The sequence below is a fragment of the Marinobacter sp. genome (assembly GCF_965229985.1).
Classification (GTDB): Bacteria; Pseudomonadota; Gammaproteobacteria; order Pseudomonadales; family Oleiphilaceae; genus Marinobacter.
Genome location: NZ_OZ245935.1, coordinates 3,951,654 through 3,977,105 on the forward strand (window position 1 = coordinate 3,951,654; position 25,452 = coordinate 3,977,105).

20 protein-coding genes and 1 riboswitch are annotated in these 25,452 nt (G+C 57.1%); of the genes, 10 read left to right on the plus strand and 10 right to left on the minus strand.

Features of this window, described 5'->3' with window-relative positions; all coding sequences use genetic code 11:
• Positions 1–15 precede the first annotated feature (15 nt).
• On the minus strand, positions 16–1,194 hold the full coding sequence (locus ACO06L_RS18155; RefSeq protein ID WP_202348109.1) for a potassium channel family protein: 1,179 nt from the start codon (positions 1,192–1,194) through the stop codon (positions 16–18).
• An 80-nt stretch (positions 1,195–1,274) separates the two neighbouring features.
• On the opposite strand from ACO06L_RS18155, the gene glnE reads away from it, so the two are divergent.
• The 3 genes from glnE to ACO06L_RS18170 all read left to right on the plus strand — a co-directional run bounded on the left by glnE (position 1,275) and on the right by ACO06L_RS18170 (position 5,681).
• On the plus strand, positions 1,275–4,181 hold the full coding sequence (gene glnE / locus ACO06L_RS18160; protein WP_202348108.1) for a bifunctional [glutamate--ammonia ligase]-adenylyl-L-tyrosine phosphorylase/[glutamate--ammonia-ligase] adenylyltransferase: 2,907 nt from the start codon (positions 1,275–1,277) through the stop codon (positions 4,179–4,181).
• A gap of 77 nt (positions 4,182–4,258) precedes the next feature.
• Positions 4,259–5,185, plus strand: coding sequence for a branched-chain amino acid transaminase (locus ACO06L_RS18165; protein WP_202348107.1), 927 nt, complete (start codon positions 4,259–4,261; stop codon positions 5,183–5,185).
• Between the two features lie 88 nt (positions 5,186–5,273).
• Positions 5,274–5,681 carry a DUF6165 family protein gene (locus ACO06L_RS18170; protein WP_202348106.1) on the plus strand — a complete coding sequence of 136 codons (408 nt, stop codon included), beginning with the start codon at positions 5,274–5,276 and terminating at the stop codon, positions 5,679–5,681.
• A gap of 88 nt (positions 5,682–5,769) precedes the next feature.
• On the opposite strand, the gene ACO06L_RS18175 is transcribed toward ACO06L_RS18170, so the two are convergent.
• A complete protein-coding gene (locus ACO06L_RS18175; protein WP_202348105.1) occupies positions 5,770–6,834 on the minus strand; it encodes a glycosyltransferase family 9 protein in 1,065 nt (354 codons plus the stop codon).
• A 121-nt stretch (positions 6,835–6,955) separates the two neighbouring features.
• Between ACO06L_RS18175 and ACO06L_RS18180 the strand changes: the two genes are divergently transcribed.
• From ACO06L_RS18180 to ACO06L_RS18195, 4 genes are read left to right on the plus strand one after another with little or no spacing between them, the layout of a single operon-like run.
• Positions 6,956–7,708 carry a 3-deoxy-D-manno-octulosonic acid kinase gene (locus tag ACO06L_RS18180; protein WP_320407646.1) on the plus strand — a complete coding sequence of 251 codons (753 nt, stop codon included), beginning with the start codon at positions 6,956–6,958 and terminating at the stop codon, positions 7,706–7,708.
• Positions 7,705–8,823, plus strand: a complete 1,119-nt coding sequence (locus ACO06L_RS18185; RefSeq protein WP_202348103.1) for a glycosyltransferase — start codon at positions 7,705–7,707, stop codon at positions 8,821–8,823. The genes ACO06L_RS18180 and ACO06L_RS18185 overlap by 4 nt, the downstream gene beginning before the upstream one ends.
• Positions 8,824–9,903 (plus strand): CDP-glycerol glycerophosphotransferase family protein, encoded by a 1,080-nt coding sequence (locus tag ACO06L_RS18190; protein WP_202348102.1) that lies wholly within the window; start codon positions 8,824–8,826, stop codon positions 9,901–9,903. It abuts the gene before it with no gap.
• A gap of 34 nt (positions 9,904–9,937) precedes the next feature.
• Positions 9,938–10,984 carry a polysialyltransferase family glycosyltransferase gene (locus tag ACO06L_RS18195; protein ID WP_202348101.1) on the plus strand — a complete coding sequence of 349 codons (1,047 nt, stop codon included), beginning with the start codon at positions 9,938–9,940 and terminating at the stop codon, positions 10,982–10,984.
• On the opposite strand, the gene ACO06L_RS18200 is transcribed toward ACO06L_RS18195, so the two are convergent.
• The 3 genes from ACO06L_RS18200 to ACO06L_RS18210 are packed head-to-tail and all read right to left on the minus strand — an operon-like array spanning position 10,943 to position 15,269.
• Positions 10,943–12,952, minus strand: a complete 2,010-nt coding sequence (locus ACO06L_RS18200) for an O-antigen ligase family protein (RefSeq protein WP_202348100.1) — start codon at positions 12,950–12,952, stop codon at positions 10,943–10,945. The two genes, ACO06L_RS18195 and ACO06L_RS18200, sit on opposite strands and share 42 nt — an antisense overlap.
• Positions 12,946–13,851 (minus strand): lysophospholipid acyltransferase family protein, encoded by a 906-nt coding sequence (locus ACO06L_RS18205; protein WP_202348099.1) that lies wholly within the window; start codon positions 13,849–13,851, stop codon positions 12,946–12,948. The genes ACO06L_RS18200 and ACO06L_RS18205 overlap by 7 nt, the downstream gene beginning before the upstream one ends.
• Positions 13,848–15,269: a mannose-1-phosphate guanylyltransferase/mannose-6-phosphate isomerase gene (locus ACO06L_RS18210; protein ID WP_064230296.1), complete on the minus strand. Its 1,422-nt coding sequence runs from the start codon at positions 15,267–15,269 to the stop codon at positions 13,848–13,850. Before ACO06L_RS18210 ends, ACO06L_RS18205 begins: the two co-directional genes overlap by 4 nt.
• Before the next feature lie 132 nt (positions 15,270–15,401).
• On the opposite strand from ACO06L_RS18210, the gene ACO06L_RS18215 reads away from it, so the two are divergent.
• Entirely contained in the window at positions 15,402–16,196 is a 795-nt protein-coding gene (locus tag ACO06L_RS18215; RefSeq protein ID WP_202348098.1) for a glycosyltransferase family 2 protein, read from the plus strand.
• A gap of 17 nt (positions 16,197–16,213) precedes the next feature.
• On the opposite strand, the gene ACO06L_RS18220 is transcribed toward ACO06L_RS18215, so the two are convergent.
• Genes ACO06L_RS18220 through lpxL form a run of 4 tightly spaced genes read right to left on the minus strand, consistent with a single transcriptional unit; the run spans position 16,214 to position 20,374 of the window.
• Positions 16,214–17,275, minus strand: coding sequence for a glycosyltransferase (locus tag ACO06L_RS18220; protein WP_202348097.1), 1,062 nt, complete (start codon positions 17,273–17,275; stop codon positions 16,214–16,216).
• On the minus strand, positions 17,272–18,387 hold the full coding sequence (locus ACO06L_RS18225) for a glycosyltransferase family 4 protein (RefSeq protein ID WP_064230293.1): 1,116 nt from the start codon (positions 18,385–18,387) through the stop codon (positions 17,272–17,274). Before ACO06L_RS18225 ends, ACO06L_RS18220 begins: the two co-directional genes overlap by 4 nt.
• Before the next feature lie 2 nt (positions 18,388–18,389).
• Positions 18,390–19,379, minus strand: a complete 990-nt coding sequence (locus ACO06L_RS18230; protein WP_202348096.1) for a mitochondrial fission ELM1 family protein — start codon at positions 19,377–19,379, stop codon at positions 18,390–18,392.
• A gap of 47 nt (positions 19,380–19,426) precedes the next feature.
• Positions 19,427–20,374 (minus strand): LpxL/LpxP family Kdo(2)-lipid IV(A) lauroyl/palmitoleoyl acyltransferase, encoded by a 948-nt coding sequence (gene lpxL / locus ACO06L_RS18235; protein ID WP_202348095.1) that lies wholly within the window; start codon positions 20,372–20,374, stop codon positions 19,427–19,429.
• Between the two features lie 121 nt (positions 20,375–20,495).
• Between lpxL and waaA the strand changes: the two genes are divergently transcribed.
• A complete protein-coding gene (gene waaA, locus ACO06L_RS18240; protein WP_202348094.1) occupies positions 20,496–21,749 on the plus strand; it encodes a lipid IV(A) 3-deoxy-D-manno-octulosonic acid transferase in 1,254 nt (417 codons plus the stop codon).
• Between the two features lie 49 nt (positions 21,750–21,798).
• Here waaA and ACO06L_RS18245 read toward each other — a convergent pair whose 3' ends face one another.
• Complete coding sequence (locus tag ACO06L_RS18245; RefSeq protein WP_202348093.1) at positions 21,799–23,181, minus strand: TolC family outer membrane protein; 1,383 nt, start codon at positions 23,179–23,181, stop codon at positions 21,799–21,801.
• Positions 23,182–23,363: 182 nt separating this feature from the next.
• Positions 23,364–23,486, plus strand: a riboswitch (TPP riboswitch).
• A gap of 88 nt (positions 23,487–23,574) precedes the next feature.
• Between ACO06L_RS18245 and thiC the strand changes: the two genes are divergently transcribed.
• Entirely contained in the window at positions 23,575–25,452 is a 1,878-nt protein-coding gene (gene thiC / locus ACO06L_RS18250; RefSeq protein ID WP_202348092.1) for a phosphomethylpyrimidine synthase ThiC, read from the plus strand.

Below are 25,452 nucleotides of genomic sequence, written 5' to 3' on the forward strand. Positions count from 1 at the left end.
GTAGCCTGGTGCTTTTCAACCGGGCGTGTTGTTTTTTTCTGGCTCTGCTTCGCCGGTTTCCTGTGCGGCGGAATGGGCGCGCCACTGTTTCAGGAATACCCGGTATCTCTCCAAAGCCTCCTCCACTACCGACACCTCCGGCGTTTCTGCAGATTTTACCAGCACAATGAGCCCCTTACCTTCAATTTCCTCGTTGGTCGGCGGATGGCAGATGACCTCATTGTCGTCGTCAATATAAGCAAGTGCAGTCCCTATACCGTGTCGTACCAGGGCGCTGACAATATCCGCCCAGTTCAGGTCGTCCAGCTTCAGGTCGTACCGGTGGGGGTGGTCATGTTCGTAATTGAACAAATCTTCCAGGACCTTCTCCGAGCCGGGCGCTACTACCGAGCGGACCATTATTTCGGGATAGGTTCGAACCGGGCGGATGATAGTTCGCACACCAAGTGCCTTGAATCGTCCCCGGTTTTGATCGTTAACGCATTCGACAATGGTGTGATTACCGAGATTCAGTTCCGTTAACCGATGGGCGATGTCAAAAGTCAGGCTATCGGAATAGGGATCGGCCTCGTCGGCCGCGAGCACGATGATATGCCTCGCACTGCCGGCGTGAACTGCTTTTAAGGCTTCCGGGTCAAAGCCTGCACCGTGATAGTGCACAACACCAATATCGGACAGTTCTGTGGGCAGTCCCATTGGAAACTGGCGAGTCAGGATCATGATGGGAATGGTCTCATAGCCCGGAATCGCCCGAATCTGGGAAGCAAACCTCATGAAGTACTGGTCGCCGCCATGCTGGGGTGTGTTGATGATGATGATGTGGTCATTCATTTTATAGATCCACCTTCCTGACAAAATGCGTTCCCGGCGGTAGAACCGGTACTCGATATAGTCGCTGACGATCAGGGTCAGCAAGGTAATTGAAGTGATAAACATCAGCACAATGGTGCTGAACCGACCGATCATGGTCTGGGGCGCATAATCGCCGTAGCCAACGGTCACCAACGTGGTCATGGTCAGCCAGGCGGCCTCAAATAGTGAGAGTTCCTCGACCGCCCAGATGATCAGAACCTGTACCGAGAGCAGCACGCCCAGTATCGCGAACAGGCGCTTCATCCGGCTCCGAATCAGTCCCCCCATGGGCAGGTGGGTTTCCTGATGCTCCGGATTCAGTGGGCGGCGGTTTCGTTGCATCCGTGTCGGCGGCCTGTTCAGTTGCGGGGAAGTTCGTTATACAGTACCGGAAATATAACAGAGAGACAGGGGTTTGCATTATGTCCGAGCCGTGGCACAGCCTACCGAAACCGCTGGCGGATGATGTCGCCGGAAGTTGGGGATCGGTGTTTCCGGACGGAGTTCCGGCCTGGTTAACCTCATCGGAGGGTATGGATGACGCCGTGGTGGCCACTGCAATCTCCCGAAGCCTGTTCCTGCGCCAGACTCTGGAGCGCCATCCCGGGCAGATTCAGGCACTGACAGCCTCCCTTTCACTGACGGAACCCACCACCTCTGAATACCTTCAAAAGCGTTGGCAGGACTATCTTTCCGAGGTCGATAGCGAGTCGGCACTGCATTCGGCTCTCAGGCAATTCCGCATGGAGTCTCAGTTCCGGATTATTTGGCGGGATTTGATGCGGTGGGCGGACCTGGCCGAAACCATGGCAGCGACCAGCGCGTTTGCCGATATCTGTATTGATGGAGCACTCAGCTGGTTGTACCGCGATGCTTGCGAGCAATATGGCACGCCTCGCGGTGCTGATCCGGTTACCGGTCAGGAAGCAGACCAGAAAATGGTGGTTCTGGGCATGGGCAAGCTCGGTGGTCGGGAGTTGAATGTGTCCTCGGATATCGACCTGATCTTCGCCTTTCCGAGCAAAGGGGAAACCGTTGGTGGTCGGCGCTCGCTCGATAATCAGCAGTTTTTCGTCCGCCTGGGGCAGCGTCTGATTCAGGCTCTGGACCAGATAACGGCGGACGGTTTCGTGTTCCGGGTTGACATGCGCCTCAGGCCTTACGGCCAGAGCGGTGCACTCGCGCTAAGTTTTGCCGCTCTGGAAACCTATTACCAGGATCAGGGGCGTGACTGGGAGCGCTATGCCATGGTCAAGGCTCGAGTGGTGGCCGGCGACCAGAGAGCCGGTGAGGTTCTGATGGAGAGTCTGCGCCCCTTTGTCTATCGAAAGTACATCGATTTCAGCGCCTTTGAATCCCTGCGCAGTATGAAGGCCATGATTGGTCGGGAGGTGCGCCGCAAGGGGCTCGAAAACAATATTAAGCTGGGCAGCGGTGGTATCCGCGAAATCGAGTTTGTGGTTCAGGCTTTTCAGCTAATTCGAGGTGGTCGGGACCGGGAACTTCAGCAGCGAGAGCTGCTGGTGATTCTCAAAGAATTGGAAGAGCTCGAGCTGTTACCTTCGTCTGTGGTTGGTGAACTGCGCGACGCCTATGTGTTCCTGCGGAACCTGGAGCATGCGCTTCAGGGCATGGAAGACAAGCAGACTCAACTGCTTCCGGAGGATGAGCTATCCCAGGCGCGGGTCGCCACCATTATGGGTTTTGAGAGCTGGCGGGATTGTGAGGGGTGCCTCAGGGAGCACAGGGAACGCGTGGCCACCCATTTTGCCAATATCATCGCAACCGAGGATGAGGAGGATGAGGGGCAGGCGTCTCTTGATGAGGGTTGGTTTGAGCTTTGGTTGGCTGAAACGGAAGACCGGGCGGCCATCGACTGGCTAAGGTCTCGGGGCTACGAGAACCCTGAGGGCACCCTGGCCGAGTTGGTCGACTTGCGTGATAACCGGACCGTGCAGACGCTTCAGACCCAGGGCCGGAAAAGACTCAATCAGTTCATGCCCATGCTGCTTGAGGCTCTTACCCAGGTTGATAACCCCTCCGAGACTCTGTCGAGGGTGTTGCAGCTGGTAGAGGCCATTTTGCGCCGAACCGCCTATATGGTGTTGTTGCTGGAGAACCCGGGCGCCTGTACCCAACTGGTCCGGTTGTGCAGTGAGAGCCCCTGGATTGCCCGGCAACTGGCAGAAACGCCGCTGCTGTTGGATGAACTTCTGAATGCTGAAAGTTTGTACCACCCACCAGCCAAGGCCGAATTGCAGGATGATCTGCGCCAGCAGATGCTGCGGATTCCGTTTGAGGATCTGGAAGAACAGATGGAGTCCCTGCGCCATTTCAAGAAAGCCCACATCCTGCGGGTGGCGGCGTCTGAACTGAAAGGCACGCTGCCGTTGATGAAGGTCAGTGACTACCTGACCTGGATTGCCGAGGTTGTGCTCGACCATGTAGTGGACGTAGCGTTCGCCAACCTGGTCAGCCGTCATGGCTACCCCCGAAGGAAGGATGGCTCTGCCTGTGAGACTGATTTCGCCATCCTTGGCTATGGCAAGCTGGGTGGGATCGAGCTTGGCTATACCTCCGATCTCGATCTGGTGTTTGTGCATCAAGCCGATCCGGAGCTGGCTACCGATGGTGAAAAGCCCATCGATAATGCGGTCTTCTACACCCGGCTGGGGCAGCGGATTGTCCACATTCTCAATACCCAGACGCCGTCAGGGCAACTCTACGAGGTGGATATGCGCCTGCGGCCCTCCGGCAACTCGGGTCTGCTGGTAAGCACATTGCAGGCTTTTGAAAAGTATCAGCGTGAAGATGCCTGGACGTGGGAACATCAGGCGCTGGCCCGTGCCCGGGGCGTTGCAGGATGTAGTGAGACTCTTGAGGCCTTCGAATCGATACGCCATGACATCCTTTGCCAACCCCGTGACCGTGAAAAGCTTCGCAAAGAGGTGGTCGACATGCGGGAGAAAATGCGCGCCAGCCTCGCCACGCCGGAAAGCCGGCAAGCCGAGGTGTTCCATATCAAGCATGATACCGGCGGCATCGTGGATATCGAGTTCATGGTGCAGTACCTGATGTTGGCCTGGTGCGCCGAACACCCGGAGCTGACCCAGTGGTCTGACAATATTCGCCAGATGGAAGAGTTGGGACGTGCCGGTGTGATGGCTGTGGAAGATGCCGAAAAACTCAGGGAAACCTTCATTGCCCTTCGCTCCACCATTCACCGTCGGGCGCTTCAGAACCTCAATAGCCAGGTGGACGGCGATGCCTTTACCGAGGAGCGTGACTACATCCGCGCCATGTGGAAAAAAGTGATGATTGATGCCTGAGGCAAATTCAATTCCGGCAGATTTTCCTGCTAGAATGCCGGTTCCCCCGAAAAACGCTTTTTTAGGAGCAATGAAGAATGTCGATGGCTGATCGCGATGGCGTTATCTGGATGGATGGTGAAATGGTTCCCTGGCGGGATGCCAAGACCCACGTCCTGACTCACACTCTGCACTACGGCCTTGGCTGTTTTGAAGGTGTGCGGGCCTACAACACCGCGAATGGACCGGCTATTTTCCGCCTGAAAGAGCATACGGACCGTCTTTTCCGTTCCGCCCACATCCTGAACATGAAAATGCCGTTCAGTAAGGACGAGATCAACGAGGCCCAGCGTGCAGCGGTACGGGAAAATAATCTCGACGAGGCTTACCTGCGCCCGATGGCGTTTCTCGGGTCCGAGGGCATGGGGCTCAGGGCTGATAACCTCAAGGTTCACGTGATGGTTGCTGCCTGGAGTTGGCCCTCCTACATGTCCCCGGAAGCCAAAGAGATGGGGATCAAGGTGCGCACATCCTCCTACACGCGCCACCACGTCAATATCACCATGTGTAAGGCCAAGGCCAACGGCAACTACATCAACTCTATGCTGGCCCTGAACGAAGCCATTTCAGGTGGTGCCGAGGAAGCCCTGCTTCTGGACAACGAAGGCTATGTTGCAGAAGGCTCCGGGGAAAACATCTTCATTATGCGCGACGGTGTACTGCATACGCCAGAGCTCACCTCCTGCCTGGAGGGTATTACCCGCGCCACGATCATGGATTTCGCCCGTGAGCTCAATATCCCGATCAAGGAGCGCAGAATCACACGTGACGAGGTCTATATCGCTGATGAGGCCTTCTTCACAGGCACGGCCGCTGAGGTGCTTCCGATCCGTGAGCTGGATGGCCGTGTTATCGGTGCCGGCAAGCGTGGTCCAGTGACCGAGAAGCTTCAGGGTATGTACTTTGATGCGGTCAAGGGCAAACTGGCTGAGCATAGCGGCTGGCTGACTCACGTCAAAGGCTGATTCAAGAAAAAGTCGCAAGCCGCCGTTGACTGTTCCAGCCCGGCGGCTTTGTTGTTTAACACACCCTGTTTACTGGCGGGACGAGCAAATGGCAGACGTTATCAAGGTACCGGTATCCTTCGGCGAGGTGCTGGACAAAATCACCATTCTCGAGATCAAGTCCGAGCGCATCAAAGATGCAGCTAAGGTCAAGAACGTTCGGCTTGAGCTGGACGAACTGAGCGCCACCTGGGACGAGGCGGTGAAGGACAAGGCCGCTGAAATTGCCGATCTTCGTAAGCAGTTGAAAGCAGTAAATGAAGAGCTGTGGGTGATTGAAGACGACATTCGTGATCAGGAAGCCGCCCAGGATTTTGGCCCGAAATTCATTGAGCTGGCCCGCGCCGTGTACGTCACGAACGACAGGCGCGCCGCCATCAAGAAAGAGGTCAACCTGGCTCTCGGCTCACGTTTCGTGGAAGAAAAGTCCTACCAGGACTACACCGCCCGAAAGTGAGATGAATGCGTCGTCTCAGCCTTCCTGCAGTGCCGGTAGGTCGGATTAGCTAAGCGTAATCCGACAACACCCCCAAACGGCGCCCAAGTCAACCAGACTTCGGCGCCGTTTGTGTACCCGGAGCCGGATGAGCTTCAACCCACCGATCCAGCATCTCCGTTGCATCCTCCACCGTAATCAGCTCCATCGCCCCCTCGAACTCTGCTTTCGCCCCCCATCGAGCCTGTTCCACCGTTTTTCCAGTGAACTTCTCCAGAGCTTCTGGATACCGGTTTACACACCAATCCAGCGAATTGTAGGGGCCTGAGCGGTAGGGGTTGCTTGCGGCAAACAACCCTAGCACATCGGTACCCACCGCACTGGCAATGTGCGCCGGCCCGGTATCAGGGGCCACCACCAGATCGGCGCGGGCCATCAGCGCCGTGAGTTGTTTGAGGGTGTCCTTGCCGCAGATATTGTGGGCGTTCTCTTTCATGGCGGCTTCTATGGTTGCGCAATACTCGGCCTCGAATGGCGCAGGGCTGCCCACGAGGATTACCTTCATTCCGTGTTTGCTAACGGCGTGATCCGCCAGCTGCGCGTAGCGCTCAGCCGGCCAGTTGCGCAGCGTATGGCTGGCGCAGGGGCTGATTACCAGGTTTCTGCGATCAGTTGCCAGTTGCGCACCGGCAAACTCATGGTCTGAGTCGCTTAAAGGGATCTGCCATCGCGGTGGGGCTGCCTTGAGTCCCAGAGGCTCCAGGAAACTGGCGAGGCAGTCGCGAACATGTTGCTGGGGCGCCGGCTTGATTCGGCGGTTGATGAAGAGGCCGTGAAGATCCTTGCTGCGTGCCTTGTCATAGCCAATCCTGACCCGGGCCGGGATGCACGCGGCTGCGAGGTTGGCGCGAAAGGCCACCTGCATATGAAGCAGGGCATCGAATTTGCGGCCCCGCATCAGACTGCGAAGCTCGGCGTAGCCCTTGCGGCCGGCCTTCTTGTCGAAAACAATAAATTCGACGCCGGGGAGATCGCCCACCAGCTTGGCTTCGATTTTGCCGATAACCCAGGTGATCCTAACGCCGGGAAGTTGCTCCTGAAGGCTCAGAACGACAGGTATCACATGGGTTACGTCGCCAATGGCGGACAGGCGAAGAATGCAGATGGAGTTCATCAGAGTTTGATCCGGTTCAGGTTGTGGCCTGGGGCTGTGGAGCTTTGTCGGCAATCATTGGTAAACTGGCCGCCATTCTAACGCACTCGCGCGTGTCCGTCCTGGCGTGAGCGGGTCAGGTGTGTCTTCTTTCAATTACGGTGACCGGGTGCCCAGCATGGTGGAGTCTGAAATCTGTATTCGGGAAAGGGCTTCGGCAATGCTGATTCATCCCGATTACCAGGGCAGGGTTACCCAAGACTGGTTCAATGCCGCCTCCTGGGGCGATCAGGCGCGGCCGGTAAGCAGCGGAGGCCGCGGCGGCGCCTGGTTTTTGCAGGCCGGAGACGACAAACTGGTGCTTCGGGAATATCGCCGGGGCGGGTTGATGGCGAAATTTGCTCGAAATGCCTATGCCTTCACTCGAGAGGCGGATGTGCGATCCTTTGCAGAGTTCCGTTTGCTGAACAAACTGGTTAGCCAGGGGCTTCCCGTGCCCCGTCCGGTTGCAGCCTGGTATCGGAAACTGTCGCCAATTCAGTATCGGGCCGCCATCATCATTGAACGGTTGGAGAACACCACGCCCCTGGCTGACCTTATCTCTGAGTTGGATAATGAGGCCTGGACGTCCATTGGAGAAACCATTCGTCGATTTCACGACGCCGGCGTCATGCATGCGGATTTGAACAGCTTCAATGTACTGGTACGGGGCAACGAATACTTTCTGATTGATTTCGACAAGAGCAGGTTGATGACTGTTAGTGCTCCGGCGCGCTGGAAAGAGGCCAATCTGGATCGTTTTGCGCGGTCGTTGGTAAAGGTCGCCGGAGAGGACGCCCGGGCGAAGATTTGGAGTTATTTCATGAACGGATATAACAGGGGAATGGCCACTTGACCAATCCACAACAGGACGGATCGCTTCCGTCAGTACTTTGCCTTACGGATGCCTGCGATCGTCCGGAAACTGAACTCTTTATCGGGCTCAGAAAGGCCGGGTTTGACCTTGACGTCATGTGCAACCCCAAGGGCAGGAATTATCAGCGTCTTGTCGACGAGGGCATGGTCGCCAGTCCCATAGCCCTGAAGAACCGCTTCGACAAAGAAGGCACTGAGGCTATCCGCCAACAGCTGGCGAAGAAAAAATACGACGTCATCCACGCTTACAACCCCCGAGCCCTGGCCTGCGGCCTGCGGGCTTCCCGGGGCACCAATATCAAGATCGTCGCCTACCGTGGTGTGATCGGTAACATCAGTTTTCTCAATCCGGAGTCCTGGATTACCTTCCTGCACCCGCGTGTCAGCAAGATTGTCTGTGTCGCCGATGCCATCAAGGATTACCTTGCAAGCCTTCGGTTCCTGTGGATGCACATTCCAGAGAGGAAGCTTCAAAGAATCTATAAAGGGCATGACCTGGACTGGTATCAATCGCCCAAGGCTGATCTCACCCAGTTTGGCGTGCCTGAGGACGCCTTTGTGGTGTGCTGTACCGGACGCAATAGCCCTCGAAAAGGCTTCGACGACCTCATAGTGGCTATGGATAAGCTGCCAGAGGATGTGAATGCCCATTTGTTGCTGGTCGGGGATGTCATCGAGAACGATGAGATTCAGGCGCAAGCTGCCGCCGCGTCTTATCCAGAACGGATCCATTTTACGGGATTCCGTACCGACGCGCCGGCCATTGCCGCAGCTAGCGATGTGTTTGTGCTTCCTTCCAAGGAAAGGGAAGGGCTGCCTCGAGCGGTTATCGAGGCTATGGTCTACGGTGTGACGCCGGTGGTAACCAATGTCGGCGGCATGCCTGAACTGGTGGAAGATGGGGTCAGTGGTATTGTGGTTCCACCGAAAAATACCACAGAGCTGTCAGCAGCTATCGAGCGGCTTTACCGCGATAAAGAACTGGCGGCCTCGCTTGGGCAGGCTGCGCGGCAAAGGATAGCCCGGGATTTTCACACCTCACAGACCGTCAGAGAGACGGGTGAGCTATACAAAGCACTCGCGGGCAGGGCCTGAATGCGGCGGTATCTGTTTTTTGTAAACCAACCTTATTCCTATTCCATCTTGCGCCCCTTGCAGGACGAGATTCGTCGCCGGGGTGATGAGGCGGCCTGGTTCATTGCGGGGTGCTCAACGGCGCCGCTACGGCCCGACGAGCGTCGTCTGTGCAGTGTCAAAGAGGTTATGGACTACAACGCCGACGCGACCTTTGTGCCCGGGGACTGGGTGCCTTATTTTTTTCCCGGAATCAAGGTCGAGGTGTTTCACGGCATGGCTCGCAACAAACGTGGCCACAGCAGTGAGGATGAAAGCGATCATTACCGCATTCGCGGATGGTTTGACCTCTACTGTACGCATGCCCTGAAAGACACGGAAAAATTCCGTGAGCTGGCGGCCCAGTACGAGCATTTCGGGGTTGCACATACCGGCTGGCCCAAGCTGGATCCTCTGCTATCACAGCCCGAGGAGGGGAAGAGAAACCGCTCGGAAAACGAGGTGCCGGTTGTGTTTTACGCCTCAACGTTCAGCCGCTCCGTAACTTCTGCTCCGGATCTGGTGGAGAAAATCGGTGAGCTGTCCAGAAATGGGCATTGGAAGTTCATTGTGACCCTGCATCCGAAGATGGATCCCGAGGTAGTGGATCAGTATCGCAAGCTGGGCGGCGAGAACCTTCGTTTTGTCGAGAGCGATGAAGATCTGTTGCCTCTGCTGCCGCAGGCTGATGTGATGCTCTGCGACACCTCGTCCATCATGTTCGAATTCATGTTCCTTGATCGCCCGGTGGTCACCTTCAGGACCAAAATGCCCGGTCCTTATCTGATCGACGTCCATGAAGTTGAGAATGTTGAGTCAGCGCTGGAAGAGGCAGTGCAGTATCCCGATACCCTGATGAAAGAAACACGAGCCCTTTGCGACCAGCTGCACAGCTTCAGGGATGGTCGTTCCAGCGCGCGGGTTCTGGATGCGGTTGAGGATTTCCTGATCAACAAGCGCAGTGAGCTCAAACGCAAGCCGATGAATCTTTTGCGCAAGCTGAAAGTCAGGCGCCGCCTGCGTAAGGAACTTGCACGCATGGCACCGGAAAGCTCAGGATAGATTTTTCGAGGATCCAGATCGGGAAACGAATGATTTGATCAGCGCCGCCAATCCAATCAATGTCTTTGTTGCGAGCACGCCCCTCCAGCTGATCAGTTGCTCCGAGGCTCGCCACCATTATGGCTGCAGTGCGGAAACATCACTTCTCGTCATTGCCCGACCTGATAACCGGGAGACTGAGGGACAAATTGCCTTCCTGGCCGAGGCTCTGGGCTGGCAGGGTATTGAAACCATCTACCTGAAAAAGAGTTCGTTTTATCTTCGTCTGGGGGCGGTCGCCAAGAGTCTTACGCGACGTAAAATCAGAAGATTGTTCATCGGAAACAAATCCAGCTGGATCCACGAAGTATTCTATCGTGGATTCGATAGTGAGCAGCTTATTTTCGTGGATGACGGCCTGGCGACAGTGACTTACTACCACGCCATTCACGATGAGGGTATCGCCTCCCGGATTTCACCGGCAAAAAAACGGCTTTTGAGAACCATGGGTATCCGGATTCATCGCGTTGTTCCGGAGGTGATCGCTTTCTTCACGTTCTTCCCGTTACAGAGCTCCGAGCTCGTTCAGGTGCAGGTTCATGATTTCCCGGTGTTTCGCAGAACCTTCAAAACATCCGCCCGTGACAGTAGCCAGATGCCTATGGTCGGGTTCCTTGGCCAGCCCTTCGGCGGTGAGGATCGGCTCCAGCAACTGAAACTGCAAATTCAGCACGTGGTTGAACGCCATCCTGAAAGCCGCGTGGTGTACTTTATGCACCGAAAGGAAAGCCGGGAAGAGTTGGAGAAGTTGCTGGCAGAATTTCCGCTCGAAATACGACAGGCCGGTCGTCCGATAGAGGTCGAGGTAGCTCTGTCAGGAGAAACGTACTTGGCTTTCTACAGCTTTGCTTCGACCGCTCTGTTCACTTTGAAAAAGATTTTCCCGGAGATCCGGGTTTTCCAGATTGACGATGCCGCACTTGGAGCGCGGCTACCCTACTATGATGAAATAAGGAATATGTTCAGGAGCGTCGGCGTGGAAACAACGCTCCTTCGGGGGTCACGGCTTTTCAGAGCGGGCCGGTCGGTCCAGAGTCCATAACCCGGCATACTTGTTGAACGTTACCTGCGCATAGGTGACCGCCGTCAGATAACCCACAGCGCCGTCCAGAAAGCCGAAACGGATGAAGTACACCTGCACGAACGTCATCAGCCCTCGCAGGGTGGGGTAGATCATGGTGCGGGTCTTCTTGCCTTTACGATGCTTCTCCAGAGAACCAAGCCAGGCGTATTTCGCGCTTTTTTCCAGAGAGTGGCCGAAATCCCGGTGTGTGTAGTGCGTCAGGCGGCCTCTGAGGGTTTTAATCTTGCGTCCGGATGGAATCAGTATCCGTTCGTGTACCAGAGCGTCGGAAAAGCTCACACCTTCCCTGCGGAACAGACGTAGTGGGGCTCGCCCGCTGCGGCCGAAATCCAGGCGGCTGCCATAGATGGTTACCGCCCAGGGAAGCTTATAGGCGTCCGCGTCAGGGTCTGCCAGGTTATCGTTGATCTCTCTTGCCAGCTCTGGTGTGACCCGCTCATCGGCATCCAGTGACAGCACCCACTCACCGGTCGCTTTCTCAAGTGCGCGTTGCTTCTGGATTCCAAAGCCGGGCCAGTCAGTCACTTCAACAACATCGGCCAATTCTTTGGCCAGTTCTACAGTCCTGTCAGTACTGCCGCTATCCAGAACGATGATTTCGTCTGCGACCAGCCTCGCTGACTTGAGGCAGTCGGCAATATGGTCTTCTTCGTTTTTCGTGATAATGGTCGCTGAGACCTTCCGGGCCCTGTTTCGAACATAGGACGCGCTCAACTCGGTGAACATAGCCGAGGCGATAGAGGCCACCGCAAGCAGGTAGAAGGTAAGGAACAGGGTTCGATTGAATGTGGCTTCGGTCAGGCCAAAGAAAAAGTACCCAAGGGATACCATACAGCCAGCCGCCGCAAGGTGCGCCGTGGCTGCGTGGCGGCTGGACAGGCTTCTGGCAAAGATGGCCAGCGGTATGAAAATAAGCAGGGCCCAGCTTAGAATGCCGGGAATACCGCTGGTGGCAGCATTATTGAGCAGATCGTTATGGGCATGTCCCGTGCAACAGTCCAGGAAGTGTTCCGGCAGATTTCCGGTAGCAACTTCCGATTCTATGTGGTGGGTGTAGCCACCGAGGCCAGCGCCCGTCCAGGGATTGTCGCTGAGCATATTCAAGGCCTGCCCCCAGACTTCCAGCCGAATTTCCATGCCTGAATCCAGGTGCCCGTTGTGAAGCAAGCCATTGAGTGAACTGGACATGCGGTCGCTGGTGATAATCGCGCCGGCGACGAGCAGTGGCACAGCAATCAATCCGGCAATTCGAAGCCTTTTGCTGAGCAGTGGCAAGAGTACGACCAGAAGAAATGGCAGAGCAACCAGGTTGCTACGGGTTTCAGACAGCATGGATATCAGGACCACAGCCGTTCCACCGGTGAAAAACAGTATCGCCAGGCCCGCCCGTTTGTCCCGGATAAAAAACATGGCAGCAACGATCGTCAGCATGCCGCCCAGAAGGGCGAGATTGCCAAAGCTGATGGGGTTGATCCCGCCACCGAAACGGGAATTCAGCACCTGACCAAGCGCGCCCTGGCGGGCGGCAATAGTCACGAGAAAAATCCCGATGACGGACACGGCCATCAGTCCGATGGCAGCAAAAGTCGTTCGGGCGCCGATCCGCGCATAGCTGATGGCAACGATCAGAGGCCAGAACAGGATGAACCGGGCGTGCGTGCCAAACGTTTTTCCACCCTCATAATCAAAGCCTTCCAGGGCCCAGGACAGAAAGCTCACCAGAACGAAGAACCAGAAGGAAAAGTGCAGCAGCCTGAGCTCTTTGGGCTTGTCCCAGCCGGCTTTATACAAAGATTTACGGGCACTGAGCACCATTCCGGCAATGGCAAGCAAGAGGGTCGCGCCTGCCAGGATGCTTGAGGACAGGAGCGCGCCGCCGAGCCCGATGATCAGCAGTGCATGGAAGGCCATTCTAGGGTTCAACATACTCGGTCCGGGTTATAGGGGTTGATTTCGCCGGGCGGCCGATGGCGCATACGCTTGTATTCCCACTGATATTGCTCGGGGATCTCTCGCACGCATTGCTCGATGGCGTGATTCATGGCCGTGGTTGCGGCCACAGGGTCCTTGTCGCCAAGGCCCGGGCCGGTCTCGCGCACGACGATCCGGAATCCGGAAGCATCGGGCAGGCGTTCCGCATAGGTGATCAGTACGTTGGCGCCGGTGCGCTGGATAAGCTTGGACACCAGGGTCATGGTCTTCACTTCCATGCCGAAGAAAGGTGCAAAGGCGTTGCCTTTACCCCGGGGTGACTGATCCGGCAGAATCCCGGCAACACCGCCTTCCCGGAGAATCGAGGCAAGTCGGGCCAGGCCACGACGGTCGCCCCGGACCAACTCTGAGCCAAGCCGGCCGCGAACCTTGATCATGTAGTCCTCGAATTCGGGCATATTCGGTGGGCTGTAAAGAGCTGCCATTTTGTAGCGCGATGAGAAGAACAGCCCGGCCAGTTCCCAGTTGCCCAGGTGTGGCGCGAGGAGAATCAGGCCCTTGTCGCCGGCCATGGCCTTGTCGATCAGTTCCAGGCCCTCGGTTTCCCGGATCAGGCCAAGGCATTTCTCCACCGGCCATTCCCACATCAGGGGGACCTCGAGCATGGTCATGCCGGTCTGGGCCAGTGATCTTTTTGACATGGCCGCGCGTTCGGTGTCTGAGAGCTCGGGGAGGCAGATGGACAGGTTAATGTCGGTTACCTGGCGTGACTTGGTAGGCAGTCGCCATGCCAGATAACCCACGAAACGACCCACCCGCTGGGCGCCGGCAAGGGATAACCAGCCGGCAATCCTGAGCAGCCCGGCAATGACGAAATACTTGAGCTTGCTCATTTCCGGCCGTACCGATCCTCGTAACGAACAATGTCGTCTTCACCAAGATAAGAGCCCGACTGGACTTCGATCAGTTCCAGGTCGATGACCCCCGGATTCTCCAGCGAGTGCACCTGGCCAATCGGAATGTAGGTGGACTGGTTCTCGGTGACCAGATAGGTTTTCTCGCCGTTGGTGACCCGGGCGGTGCCACTGACCACGATCCAGTGCTCGGCTCGATGGTGATGCATCTGCACAGAGAGCTTGGCGCCGGGTTTTACCGTGATGCGTTTGACCTGGTAGCGGGCGCCGTTGTCGATGGAATCGTACACTCCCCAGGGTCGGTAGACTTCCCGATGGTTCATGTGTTCGTGGCGGCCATCGGTCTTGATTCGCTCCACCACGGTTTTGACGTCCTGAACGCTGTCTTTATGGGCAACCAGCACGGCATCCTTGGTTTCGATAACCACCAGGTTGTCCACGCCAACCGTTGCCACCAGCCGGCTATCGGCACGGATCAGGGTGTTGGCGGTGTTATGGGTAATTACGTCGCCGGTCAGGCTGTTGCCGTCCGCGTCCTTGTCACTGACTTCCCAGAGCGCGGACCAGGAGCCGATATCGCTCCAGCCGGCATCCAGGGAGACCACGGCGGCCTTGTCGGTCTTCTCCATGACGGCGTAGTCCACCGAGTCTGACGGGCATTCGGCGAAGCGTTCGGCGTTGATTCGCGTGAAGTGCAGGTCATCGGCGGTGTCTGCGATGGCGGCACGGCACGCGGCCAGGATATCCGGGCGATGGGCTTCCAGCTCCTCGAGGTACTGACGGGCACCAAACAGGAACATCCCGCTGTTCCAGAGGTACTCGCCGGAATCCAGGTAGCCATTGGCGGTCGCCTGGTCCGGCTTTTCGACAAACTTGTCCACCAGGTAGCTGTCAGGGCCCAGTTCGGTGCCACGATGGATGTAGCCGTAGCCGGTTTCCGGATGGTTCGGGACAATGCCGAAGGTGACCAGTTTCCCTTCCCGCGCCAGCGGAATGGCTTTCTTCACCCCTTCCTGAAAAGCCGTGACGTCCTTGATCAGGTGGTCGGCTGCCAATACCAGCATCAGAGGATCGTCGGCGTCGTTTTCGGCGGCCTCGGTCAGCTGCAGTGCAGCCAAGGCAATCGCCGGTGCTGTATTACGGCCGCAGGGCTCCAGGATGATCCGCGTATCTTCGTGACCGGATTGCCGCATTTGTTCCGCAGCCAGGAACCGGTGTTCCTCGTTGCAGATCAGTAGAGGGTTTGCTGCGTCCATGCCCTCAAGCCGCGCAACGGTGGCCTGCAACATCGACAGGGGGCCGTTGGTCAGTTTCAGGAACTGCTTCGGATTCAGCTGGCGCGACATCGGCCAAAGGCGTGAGCCGGTACCGCCAGCCATAATGACGGGGTGAATCATCTGTACACTCCGGGCTTGAGTTAAAGAATGCCAAGTAAAACATCAAAATCAGGCGCGTCATCTTATCATAAGGCAACCATGATATTGTTCTGACCAGTCCGTAAACTGATTGCCTTGACACCAGGAATTGTGATGAAGCTGCCGTTGTCCGTTTATTACATCACCCAGAACGAAGAACTGCGATTGCCGGAATCCCTGGCGAAGGTTTCTGGCTGGGTCGATGAGGTTATCGTAGTTGATTCCGGGAGCACTGACCGAACCCGAGAAATTGCAGAAGCGGCGGGCGCCCGGTTTGTTCATAACGACTGGCAGGGGTTTGCCTGCCAGAAAGCTTTTGCCGCGAGCCTGTGCCGAAATGACTGGGTGCTGGATCTGGATGCGGATGAGGTGCTTTCGGACGAACTTGTGGCCAACATCAAGGCCCGGTTCTCAACGCCGGTTGACCCGGATGTTGCGGGGTTCCGGATGCGCTGGGTGCTGTCCCAGCCAAATCCCCGGCATCCGTTCCGTCATGATAAATCCAAGAGAATCCTCAGGCTCTACAATCGCAACAAGGCGGTGATTGAGGCCGAAAAGGACAGCAACAATGACCGACCCCAGGTGAAATCAGGCCGGGTCGTGGATCTCAAAGGCGACGTGTTGCATCGCACGCTGATTTCCCTGGAGCAGATGGAGCGCAAGTACTGCCAGTTGTCTACGGAGCAGGCTCGCTTTATTGCCGCAAAGGGGCGACGAATCTCAAGTGCCCGTCTGTTCGCCGAGTTTCCCCTGAAGTTCCTGAAGTATTATCTGCTGCACCGACAGATTCTGAACGGCTGGTTTGGCCTTAGCGTTGCCATTACTGCGGCCAACCGGAATTTTATGCGGTTGGCGAAGGCTCGCGAGATACAGATGCTGTCTGAGTTTGAGGAGGAAAGTGCCCGTTAGGAATCAGCGTGCCCAGATTATTTTCCAGTGGCCCGGCGCTCAGTAATGGCTTTTCGATAAAGGGCCTCTGTTTGTTCAGCCATGGCTTTCAGTGTGAGGGTTTCACGTGCAAACGCCATAGCGGACCGCTGGCTCTGTTTCAACGCTTCCAGATTGGCGAGCGCCCGGGCCATGAGATCGGCAAGGTCTCGGTCGTTGTGTCCAGCGCTGAGAGAGGAAGGTGGGAGAAGATCGCGAGGCCCGGACACCGGAGTGGAGACAACCGGGCAACCGTAGATGAGCGACTCAGCCAGCACATAGGGAAAACCTTCCCGCTCGGAGCTGATCACTGCCAGTTCGGCTTTGCAGTAAACCGGTGCCAGGTTCCGACTGAACCCTGCCAGGGTGACCGATTCTCCGAGACCTGATTGTTGAATTAGACGCGCCAGCTGTTCCCGCTGGCTTCCTTCGCCGAATATGGTCAGGTGGCAGTCGTCGGCAGAGGGGCCAAGTATAGCCCAGGCCCTGATCAGCGCATCAAAGCCTTTTACGGGTTCCAGGCGCCCCACGGCTATCACATTGGTGACACCTGCCGGAAGCTCGGGGCCATCATTGGCTGGAATTCGTGGGCGCTCTGAGTCCACGCCGTTGTAGATCAGGTGTTTGTGTGGGTGACGCAGAGATCCCAGGATCCGTGGGCTTACTGCAACGATCTCGTCGAGGCGATCAAATGCCTTGTGGCTGGACTTGGTGCCGTGCACTGTGCCGATGCGCACACGGGCAAGCTTTCCGGTTTTACCGGCCAGTTGCGCTGCCTTATTGCCCTGGGCGTGCAGGATATCGGGCGATAATTCTCGAAGTCGCCGGCGGAGGGCCAGTTGGAGCCAGAGGTTCCGTCGCCCGAGTTGAACCGGCAGTGGATGAAACTGTACGCCGGCAGGGAACTTGTCCCGATAGGTTTTATGGCCCAGCACATGGACGCTATGCCCGCGTACCGCCAGTGCACCCGCCAGATCCGCGGTGTGCTGTTCCATGCCGCCCCAGGTGGTTCCGGGTGTGGCGACAAGAAGGACAATGGTTAATTTGCCGGGAGAAGTCATGATCGGCCGGCTGCGTTTTTCAGCACGTTCTCATAAACCCGCAATGTTGCCTCGGTTTGCGCTTCCAATCTGAACCGATAGGGGATCTCGATGGCCGGCGGTTTGGCATCCAGCAGCCGGGAAACCGCCTGGGCAAATTCCTCCACGTTATCCGGTGTCACCAGCCCCTCCCTGAAACAGGCCTGCAGGGTTTCTGCTGCACCGCCCCGATTATAGGCCACGACCGGTGTTCCGGAGGCCAGCGCTTCGGTCACCGTCCGGCCAAAGGGTTCCGGTTTGGTGCTCATATGACAGACCACCTCGGCGAGCAGGTAAAGGTTGGTCATGTCATTGCGCTGGCCAAGGAAGCTGACCTTGTCGGTCAGATCCAGGCGCGCCCGTTCCTTTTCCAGTTCATCCAGGAAATGCTCTTTGCCGGGTTCCGCTCCACCGACAATGATGCCATGGCAATCTGGCCGGTCCCGCACCAGTTTCGACATCATGGCCAGGAAGTCCAGTTGCCCTTTCCAGCGGGAAATCCGCCCGGGCATCATGATGATTTTCTTCCCGGCAAGCTGCGGATATTGACGGAACCAGCGGTCCAGCCATTGCTGTGTAAGCTCCCGTTGATGGAAGGCATCCACATCGACACCCCGCTGGATGACAGTGAGCTTTTCCTCGGGGACCGGGTAGTTGTTTATCACGTAATCCCGGACACACTGGGACACCGCAATGATGTGATTGGCGCGGGTCATGATGGCACTGTAGGGCGTTACCGAGTACATACCATGGAAGGTAGATACGACCGCCGGGCGTTGCTGCTTCGGTATGCTTTTCAGGGCCAGGAAGATGATCCAGGCGGGCATGCGCGAGCGGACATGAACGATGTCCGGCTTCAATTCAAGAAGCAGTTTTCGCATCGGCAGAATCTGACCGAAGGATGCGGGGGTTTTCCGGTGAATCGGCATGAAAATATGCTTCGAACCCTGTCCCCGCAGTTGTTCCGCCATGGGGCCGCCCTTGGAGACGACAAAAGATTCGTGGCCGCGTTTGACGAGGTCGGCGGCGAACTCGACGGTACCTCTTTCCACGCCGCCGCTGTACAGCGCTGGAAGTGCCTGGAGAATTCTCAAGGTTAGGCCCCCTGGTGCAGGCGTTGATTGGTTTTGTGGCTCTTTGGCAGAAACCCGTTCTCGAGTACCCATCGGGCTGCGCGGTTGGCTTCCCAGAGGGACCGGTCGTGGTCGGCCCGGCCTGCCATGACGCTGGCGTGGTCCGTCCACTGGGCAACATACCCGTCCCGTACCAACCGTTCCACACCTTCCACAACCCGGCTGCCGGATCTGGCCGGTAGCTCGAAAAGTCCCGTTGGCACACCGGAGGTTGCTGCCTCGCAGACCATGGACATGCTGTCCGGGGTCACCCAGGCCGCCCGTGAGGCGGAAAGTTGGTGGCTTAGCCAGTCCTCGTGGGTCTGCTGGGGGTGAACAACGGTAATCCGCAGTCCGGCCATGTCGTCGAGGCGGTCCTGCAGGGGCTTCGGTGTTCGGCGTGAGGTACTGATGGTCCAGCGCCAGTCTGGGTACTGACCGATCAGGTGTGATATCTGGCCCAGGACGACATCATCGTCCCAGTCGAAGTGCGGCGAAGGCCCACCAATGAGTAATAGCGCTTCTAGTTTCTCAGTGATTCTGGCGAGGGGTGTGATGGTATTCAGAGCGCCCTCGGTTAACAGCACCCGCGGGCCCGGTTGGACGCGATCGTGGGCCGGAATCAGGGCGCCGCTGACCAGAGACAGCGGAAACGCTGGCTTCATAATGATCAGCGTTCGGGTTCCGCGAAGTTTCCGCAGTGCAAGCAGTAGGCGATGAGTGCCAGACCCGGCCGCGATGACCAGATCAGGGCGAGGCAGTGACGCCTCCATGCGTGGTGCGGAACCCAGCAATGCACGCCACAGCGGCACCTGTGCAGCGGAAGCATCAACCCAGTAGGTGCTTGCCCCGGCCAGGACACGAAGCCGATTGCCAAGCCCCTTCAGCTGATTCCGGTGGCCCGGCTTGTTGTCGGTGAGAAGCCACACCACGGGTGTGGATGCATCCTGGGTTCTGGGGTCGGGTGTGGCCATGGTGTTCCGGCATGCACTGCCGGCCTCCGTGTTGCCTGAATTCTTCGTTACCGGCGTTTGTAGAATCCCGGATCGTTCTTATCCGGGCGCGTTTTGAAGCGCCGATGCATCCACAGATATTGATCAGGGGCGCGCCGCACTTCCCGCTCGATAGCCTGGTTGATCAATGTTGCATCCTTGAGATCATCCCCGCTGGGAAAGTTCTCAAGGGCAGGGTGGAAGTAAATGTCGTAACCCGGGCCATCCTCGCGCCGGAAATGACTGAACGGAACCACTGCGCATCCGCTACGCTCGGCAATCCTTGACGTAGCGGTAATCGTGCCCGCTGGTATTCCGAAGAACGGCGCAAAGACAATATCCTTGCGGCCGTAATCCTGGTCGGTGGCATACCAGACCGCCCGGTTTTTCTTCAGGCTGCGAAACAGGCCCCGCAGGTCTCTTGCGCCCAGCACAGTGCCATAGCGGCGTTCACGGGCTCTCGTCATCACGGCGTTCATCAGCGGATTATTATGATCGCGCTGCATGACGTCTGCCTCAATAAATTCGGTCACCAGGCTCCCGCCCAGGTCCAGGGTGCTGTAATGGCCCCCCAATAATAAAACGCCTTTGCCCTGGGCCAGAGCATGCTCGAAATGCTCAAGGCCATGGACTTGCGTGATGCCTGTCAGTTTGGCTGGATCGCGAAACCAGGCGATGCCCAGTTCCAGCAAACCGATGCCATTGGCAATAAACGCATTCCGAACCAGCGCCGATTGCTGGGCGGCAGTAAGTTCCGGAAAACAAAGCTGGATATTTACCTCGGCGATGTGTCGGCGACTGCGGGCAAAGCGTAGCGCTAGCAGTCCCGCCAACTTGCCCAGCCACCACTGAACGCGTATCGGCAACCGGGACACACACCACATCAAAAAGATTCCCAGCCAGGTGGGCCACCAGCGGGGATGGCGGTAGGCCGAGTAATCCGTGTTGCGCGGTAATTTGCGGTATTTCTTTTTCACGTAGAGCACGTCCTGAAAGTTCTGAATTAATCGGTGGCGGCACAATGGCCCGAGCGATCAATCGGAAGCAAATCAATAGGTTTTGCGATATGATAACGCACTGTTTTGCCCGGAGTCCTGTGTGCTGCAATTTATCTATTCCCAGCTTATTCGGCTGATTCTGCCGTTCATCCTGCTGCGCCTATGGTGGAACGGACGTCGAGCTCCGGAGCTCAGGCGTAACTGGTACCAGCGCCTGGGTGTTGTGCCCCGGGCAAGCGGCACGGTTGTGTGGGTACATGCGGTTTCGGTGGGTGAAACCATTGCGGCGGCGCCGATGGTTCGGCGTCTTCTGGTCCGGAACCCGGGTATTACTATCCTGATGACTGCCATGACCGACACCGGTCTGTCCCAGGCGCGCAAGATGTTCGGTGATCAGGTGCAGTACGCCTACGCACCCTATGACACGCCCGGTGCCATCCGACGCTTCCTGGACCGGGCCAATCCGCGGATCCTGGTTATCATGGAGACCGAAATCTGGCCGAACATGATTCGCCAGTGCCGGGCCCGCCGGGTTCCCGTGTTCCTTATCAACGCCCGTCTGTCAGAGCGATCCGCTCGGGGGTACGAGCGCATCCGTGGCCTCGCCGCTCCCATCATGCGGAGTATCAGCTGGGTGGCTGCCCAGGCCGAGAAAGACGCTGAGCGCTTCCGGCGAATAGGGGTTGCGCCTGCCAAAGTGGCCGTCACAGGTAGCGTTAAATTTGACGTGGATATTCCAGAGGATTTGCGGGCATCGGCCACGAGGCTTCGGCAGAAACTGGCACGTCGGCCAGTCTGGATTGCCGGCAGCACCCACGGCAGCGAGAATGAGCAACTCCTCGCAGCCCATGGAAAAGTTTTGATTGAACATCCGGACGCCCTGCTTATCCTGGTTCCGAGACACCCCGACCGCTTTGAGCCGGTGGCGGAGAAAGCGGTGAAGGAAGGGCTGACTCTGGCCCGCCGATCGCGCGGAGAGGACCCAGCCCAAGCCCAGGTGTATCTGGGAGATACCATGGGGGAGCTGATGATGCTTTACGGAGCCAGCGATCTGGCGTTCGTTGGCGGCTCGTTGATCGAGCGCGGTGGGCATAATCCCCTGGAGCCTGCCGGATGGGGAATTCCGGTGTTTTCAGGCCCCCACATCTTCAATTTCGAGACGATTTACCAGCGCCTGCTGGATGACCGGGGCGTGAAACTGGTTTCTGATGCAGATGATCTGGCCGCTCACGTGTCGTCCCTCTTTAGCGATAGCAGGGAACGCGAAGCGATTGGTCAACGAGCGCTGGAGGTTGTGAACAAGAACCGCGGGGCGCTGGACAAGGTAGTCGATGGTATCATCGAGCGGGTGTAACACATCTGTCGAAAAATATGAGGGCGAGCCTTCAGGCCCGCCCTCATCGTTACTGAGTAGGATCGTCCAGTGTTTCTGTTTCGTTTGCCAGTGCTTCAATGCCGGGTGCGGCAGCGCTCAGCCAGTTGTTCAACTCGATCAGATCCTGAGGGCTTAGAGTGCCGGCGGCCTGTTTCAACTGAAGTGAGTTGATTACATAATCGTAGCGGGCGTTTGCATAATCCAGCAGGGCAACGTAGTAGGCCCTTTCTGCATCCAACACTTCGACAATGTTCCTTGTTCCCACCTCATAACCAGCTCGGGTAGCGTCCAGAGCACTTCGCCGGGAAATGATCGTCTGCTCCAGCGCAGAGGCTGTCTCAACATTATTGTTGACGGTCAGAAACAGGCTTCGAGTAGTAACCCGAACATCCCGCCGAACGGTGTTTAGTGACTGTTCCGCGACCGTTACAAGTGAACGTTGTTGGCGAACGCCCGCCTGCGTGCCACCACCTGAATAGAGGGGGACGTTGAGCGTAAGACCGATAGTCCCGCGGGTCGTAGTACCATCCTGCTGGCTGGTAATCGGAGCGTTGGAACCATCAATTCCATTCAGATCTGTTTTGCCGTAAGACGCGTTCAGATCCAAAGTCGGATAGTGCCCGGCTTTTGCTTCCCTGAGGCTGGCTTCGTTGGCATTCAGCTCATAAAGAGCTGACTGGATAGACCAGTTCTGTTCCAGGGCGGTTGTTTCCCAGGCCGAAGGGTCCATTGGATCCGGGCGACCTAGTGGGAAATTCTGGCGCAGGTTGTCCAGCTTTTCAGCGTACTCCCCAGTCAATCGGGCCAGTTGCTCTCTTGCGACATTCAACCGGTTCTCTGCCGCAATACGCTGACTCTTGGTGTCGTCAAAGCTCGCTCGAGCCTCATAAACCTCAGTAATGGCAATCAGCCCTACATCAAAACGCTCCTGAGCTTGTTCATATTGGCGCTGAATCGCTGCTTCGGCGGCCTTGGCAGTCGAAACGGTATCCTTGGCTCTCAGAACATCGAAGTAAGCGGTTGCAACATCCAGGATCAGCTGCTGCTGGGCGAGGTTGTATTCGGCGCGAGCCGATTCTGTTTGGAATTTGCTGGCGTCATACCGGAACCAGGCATCGGCCCGGAACAGTGGCTGGCTAAGCTGAACGCCGTAATTCAGTTCCTGGTAGCTGTTGTCCTGGCTGGGACCATCCACATCGATGTAGTTGCCCTCACCGAAGGCGCCGATCTGTGGTAGCAATGCGCTCTGGCTGACATCGCTGGCCGCCTGTTGGGCTTCAAAGCTTGCCTGGGCTGCGGCAATGCCGGAGTCGTAGGAAAGTGCTTTCTCATAGGTCTCGACCAGATCCATGGAAAGAGCGGGCTGGGCCGCCATGAGGCCAATAAGTCCGGAAAGCAGTCGCTTCTTCATCGTGTCTCCTGAATACAGTTACGCATCTTTGCCCGGTAGTCGAGGCTCGTGTCGGGCTGGCGGGCACGCGACTTTGCCCCGTTTTGTGGGCCGACGGGTCTGGTTGGCCATTATGGACAATAATTGCCCGCAGCTCTACACTTGCAAATGGCACCCATTATGGGTGTCATGCTTTACAGATTCGCGTCTTGACGGGGTGCTGGTCTGCTTTCCGAAGAAATGGGAGCAACCGGCTGAGATTGCATCGCAGAACCCGCGACCTGATCCGGATAATACCGGCGTAGGGATTTAAGACCACAGTGCTGACAGACCAGTGTTCTCCCCGGAGGGAGCCCGCGTCGAAAGCTCCGTCATACGCGACCCGAAATCCCAAAACTGTTCCGGGAGCGAATGATGACTAACTTGCCTGATTACCTCAGCGATTCCGCCAAGGTGGATTCCGCCGCCATTAAACCCCTGCCAAGTTCACGTAAAATCTACGTACAGGGTAGCCGACCCGATCTACGCGTGCCCATGCGGGAAATTACCGTGCAGGATACGCCGACGGAGATGGGCGGTGAAAAGAATCCCCCGGTGGTAGTGTACGATACGTCCGGCCCCTACACCGATCCGGAAGCGACCATTGACCTGCGCAAGGGACTCAAGCCTTTAAGGGCTGCATGGATTGAGGAGCGCGGTGATGTGGAACAACTCCCCGGTTATTCCTCCGAATTCACCCGCCGCCGCATGAAGGATCCGCAGCTCGACCCGCTGCGCTTTATGGATGAGCGCAAACCCTTGCGTGCCAAACCCGGTCATAACGTCTCCCAGATGCATTACGCCCGTCAGGGCGTTATTACTCCGGAAATGGAGTACATCGCCATTCGGGAAAATATGAAACTGCAGGAAGCCCGGGAGCAAGGGCTGCTGAAAGACCAGCATCCCGGTCAGTCCTTCGGCGCTAATCTGCCTCCGGAAATTACGCCGGAGTTTGTCCGTGACGAGGTGGCTCGCGGCCGCGCTATCATTCCGGCAAACATCAATCATCCGGAAACCGAGCCAATGATCATTGGCCGTAACTTTTTAGTAAAGATCAACGGCAACATCGGGAACTCGGCAGTCAGTTCCTCCATTGAGGAAGAAGTGGAAAAGCTGACCTGGGGCATCCGCTGGGGCTCGGATACGGTGATGGATTTATCCACCGGCAAGAACATTCATGAAACCCGGGAGTGGATTATTCGCAATTCGCCGGTTCCCATCGGCACTGTGCCGATATACCAGGCACTGGAAAAAGTCGGCGGTGTGGCCGAGGACCTGACCTGGCAAATCTTCCGGGATACGCTGATCGAGCAGGCCGAGCAGGGAGTGGACTATTTTACGATTCACGCGGGCGTTCGCCTGCATCATGTGCCCATGACCGCAAAGCGCACCACTGGAATCGTCTCCCGTGGCGGTTCCATCATGGCCAAATGGTGCCTGGCGCATCACAAGGAAAGTTTCCTGTACGAGCACTTCGAGGATATCTGCGAAATCATGAAAGCCTATGATGTGTCGTTCAGTCTTGGCGACGGCCTGCGCCCCGGCTCCATTGCCGATGCCAACGACGCAGCGCAGTTCGGTGAATTGGAAACCCTCGGTGAACTCACCAAGATTGCCTGGAAACACGATGTGCAGTGCATGATTGAAGGCCCCGGCCATGTGCCCATGCATCTGGTGAAAGAGAATATGGACAAGCAGCTCGAATGCTGCGACGAAGCGCCGTTCTACACCCTGGGCCCGCTGATTACCGATATTGCGCCGGGCTACGATCACATCACGTCCGGCATTGGTGCCGCCATGATCGGCTGGTTCGGCTGTGCCATGCTTTGCTACGTCACACCCAAAGAACACCTGGGGCTGCCCAACAAGGACGATGTGAAAACCGGAATCATTACTTACAAGATCGCCGCCCACGCCGCCGACCTGGCGAAGGGGCACCCGGGTGCCCAGATTCGCGATAATGCGCTCTCCAAGGCCCGTTTCGAATTCCGTTGGGAAGATCAGTTCAACCTCGGTCTGGACCCGGATACGGCTCGCGCCTACCACGATGAGACCCTGCCGAAGGAATCCGCCAAGGTGGCGCATTTCTGTTCCATGTGCGGTCCGAAGTTCTGCTCCATGCAGATTTCCCAGGAGGTTCGGGATTATGCGAAGGAGCACGGCCTGGATGAGGTATCCGCAGTGGATGCCGGCATGCAGGAGAAATCCCGCGAGTTCGTGGAGTCCGGGAGTAAGCTTTACGACAAGGTTTGA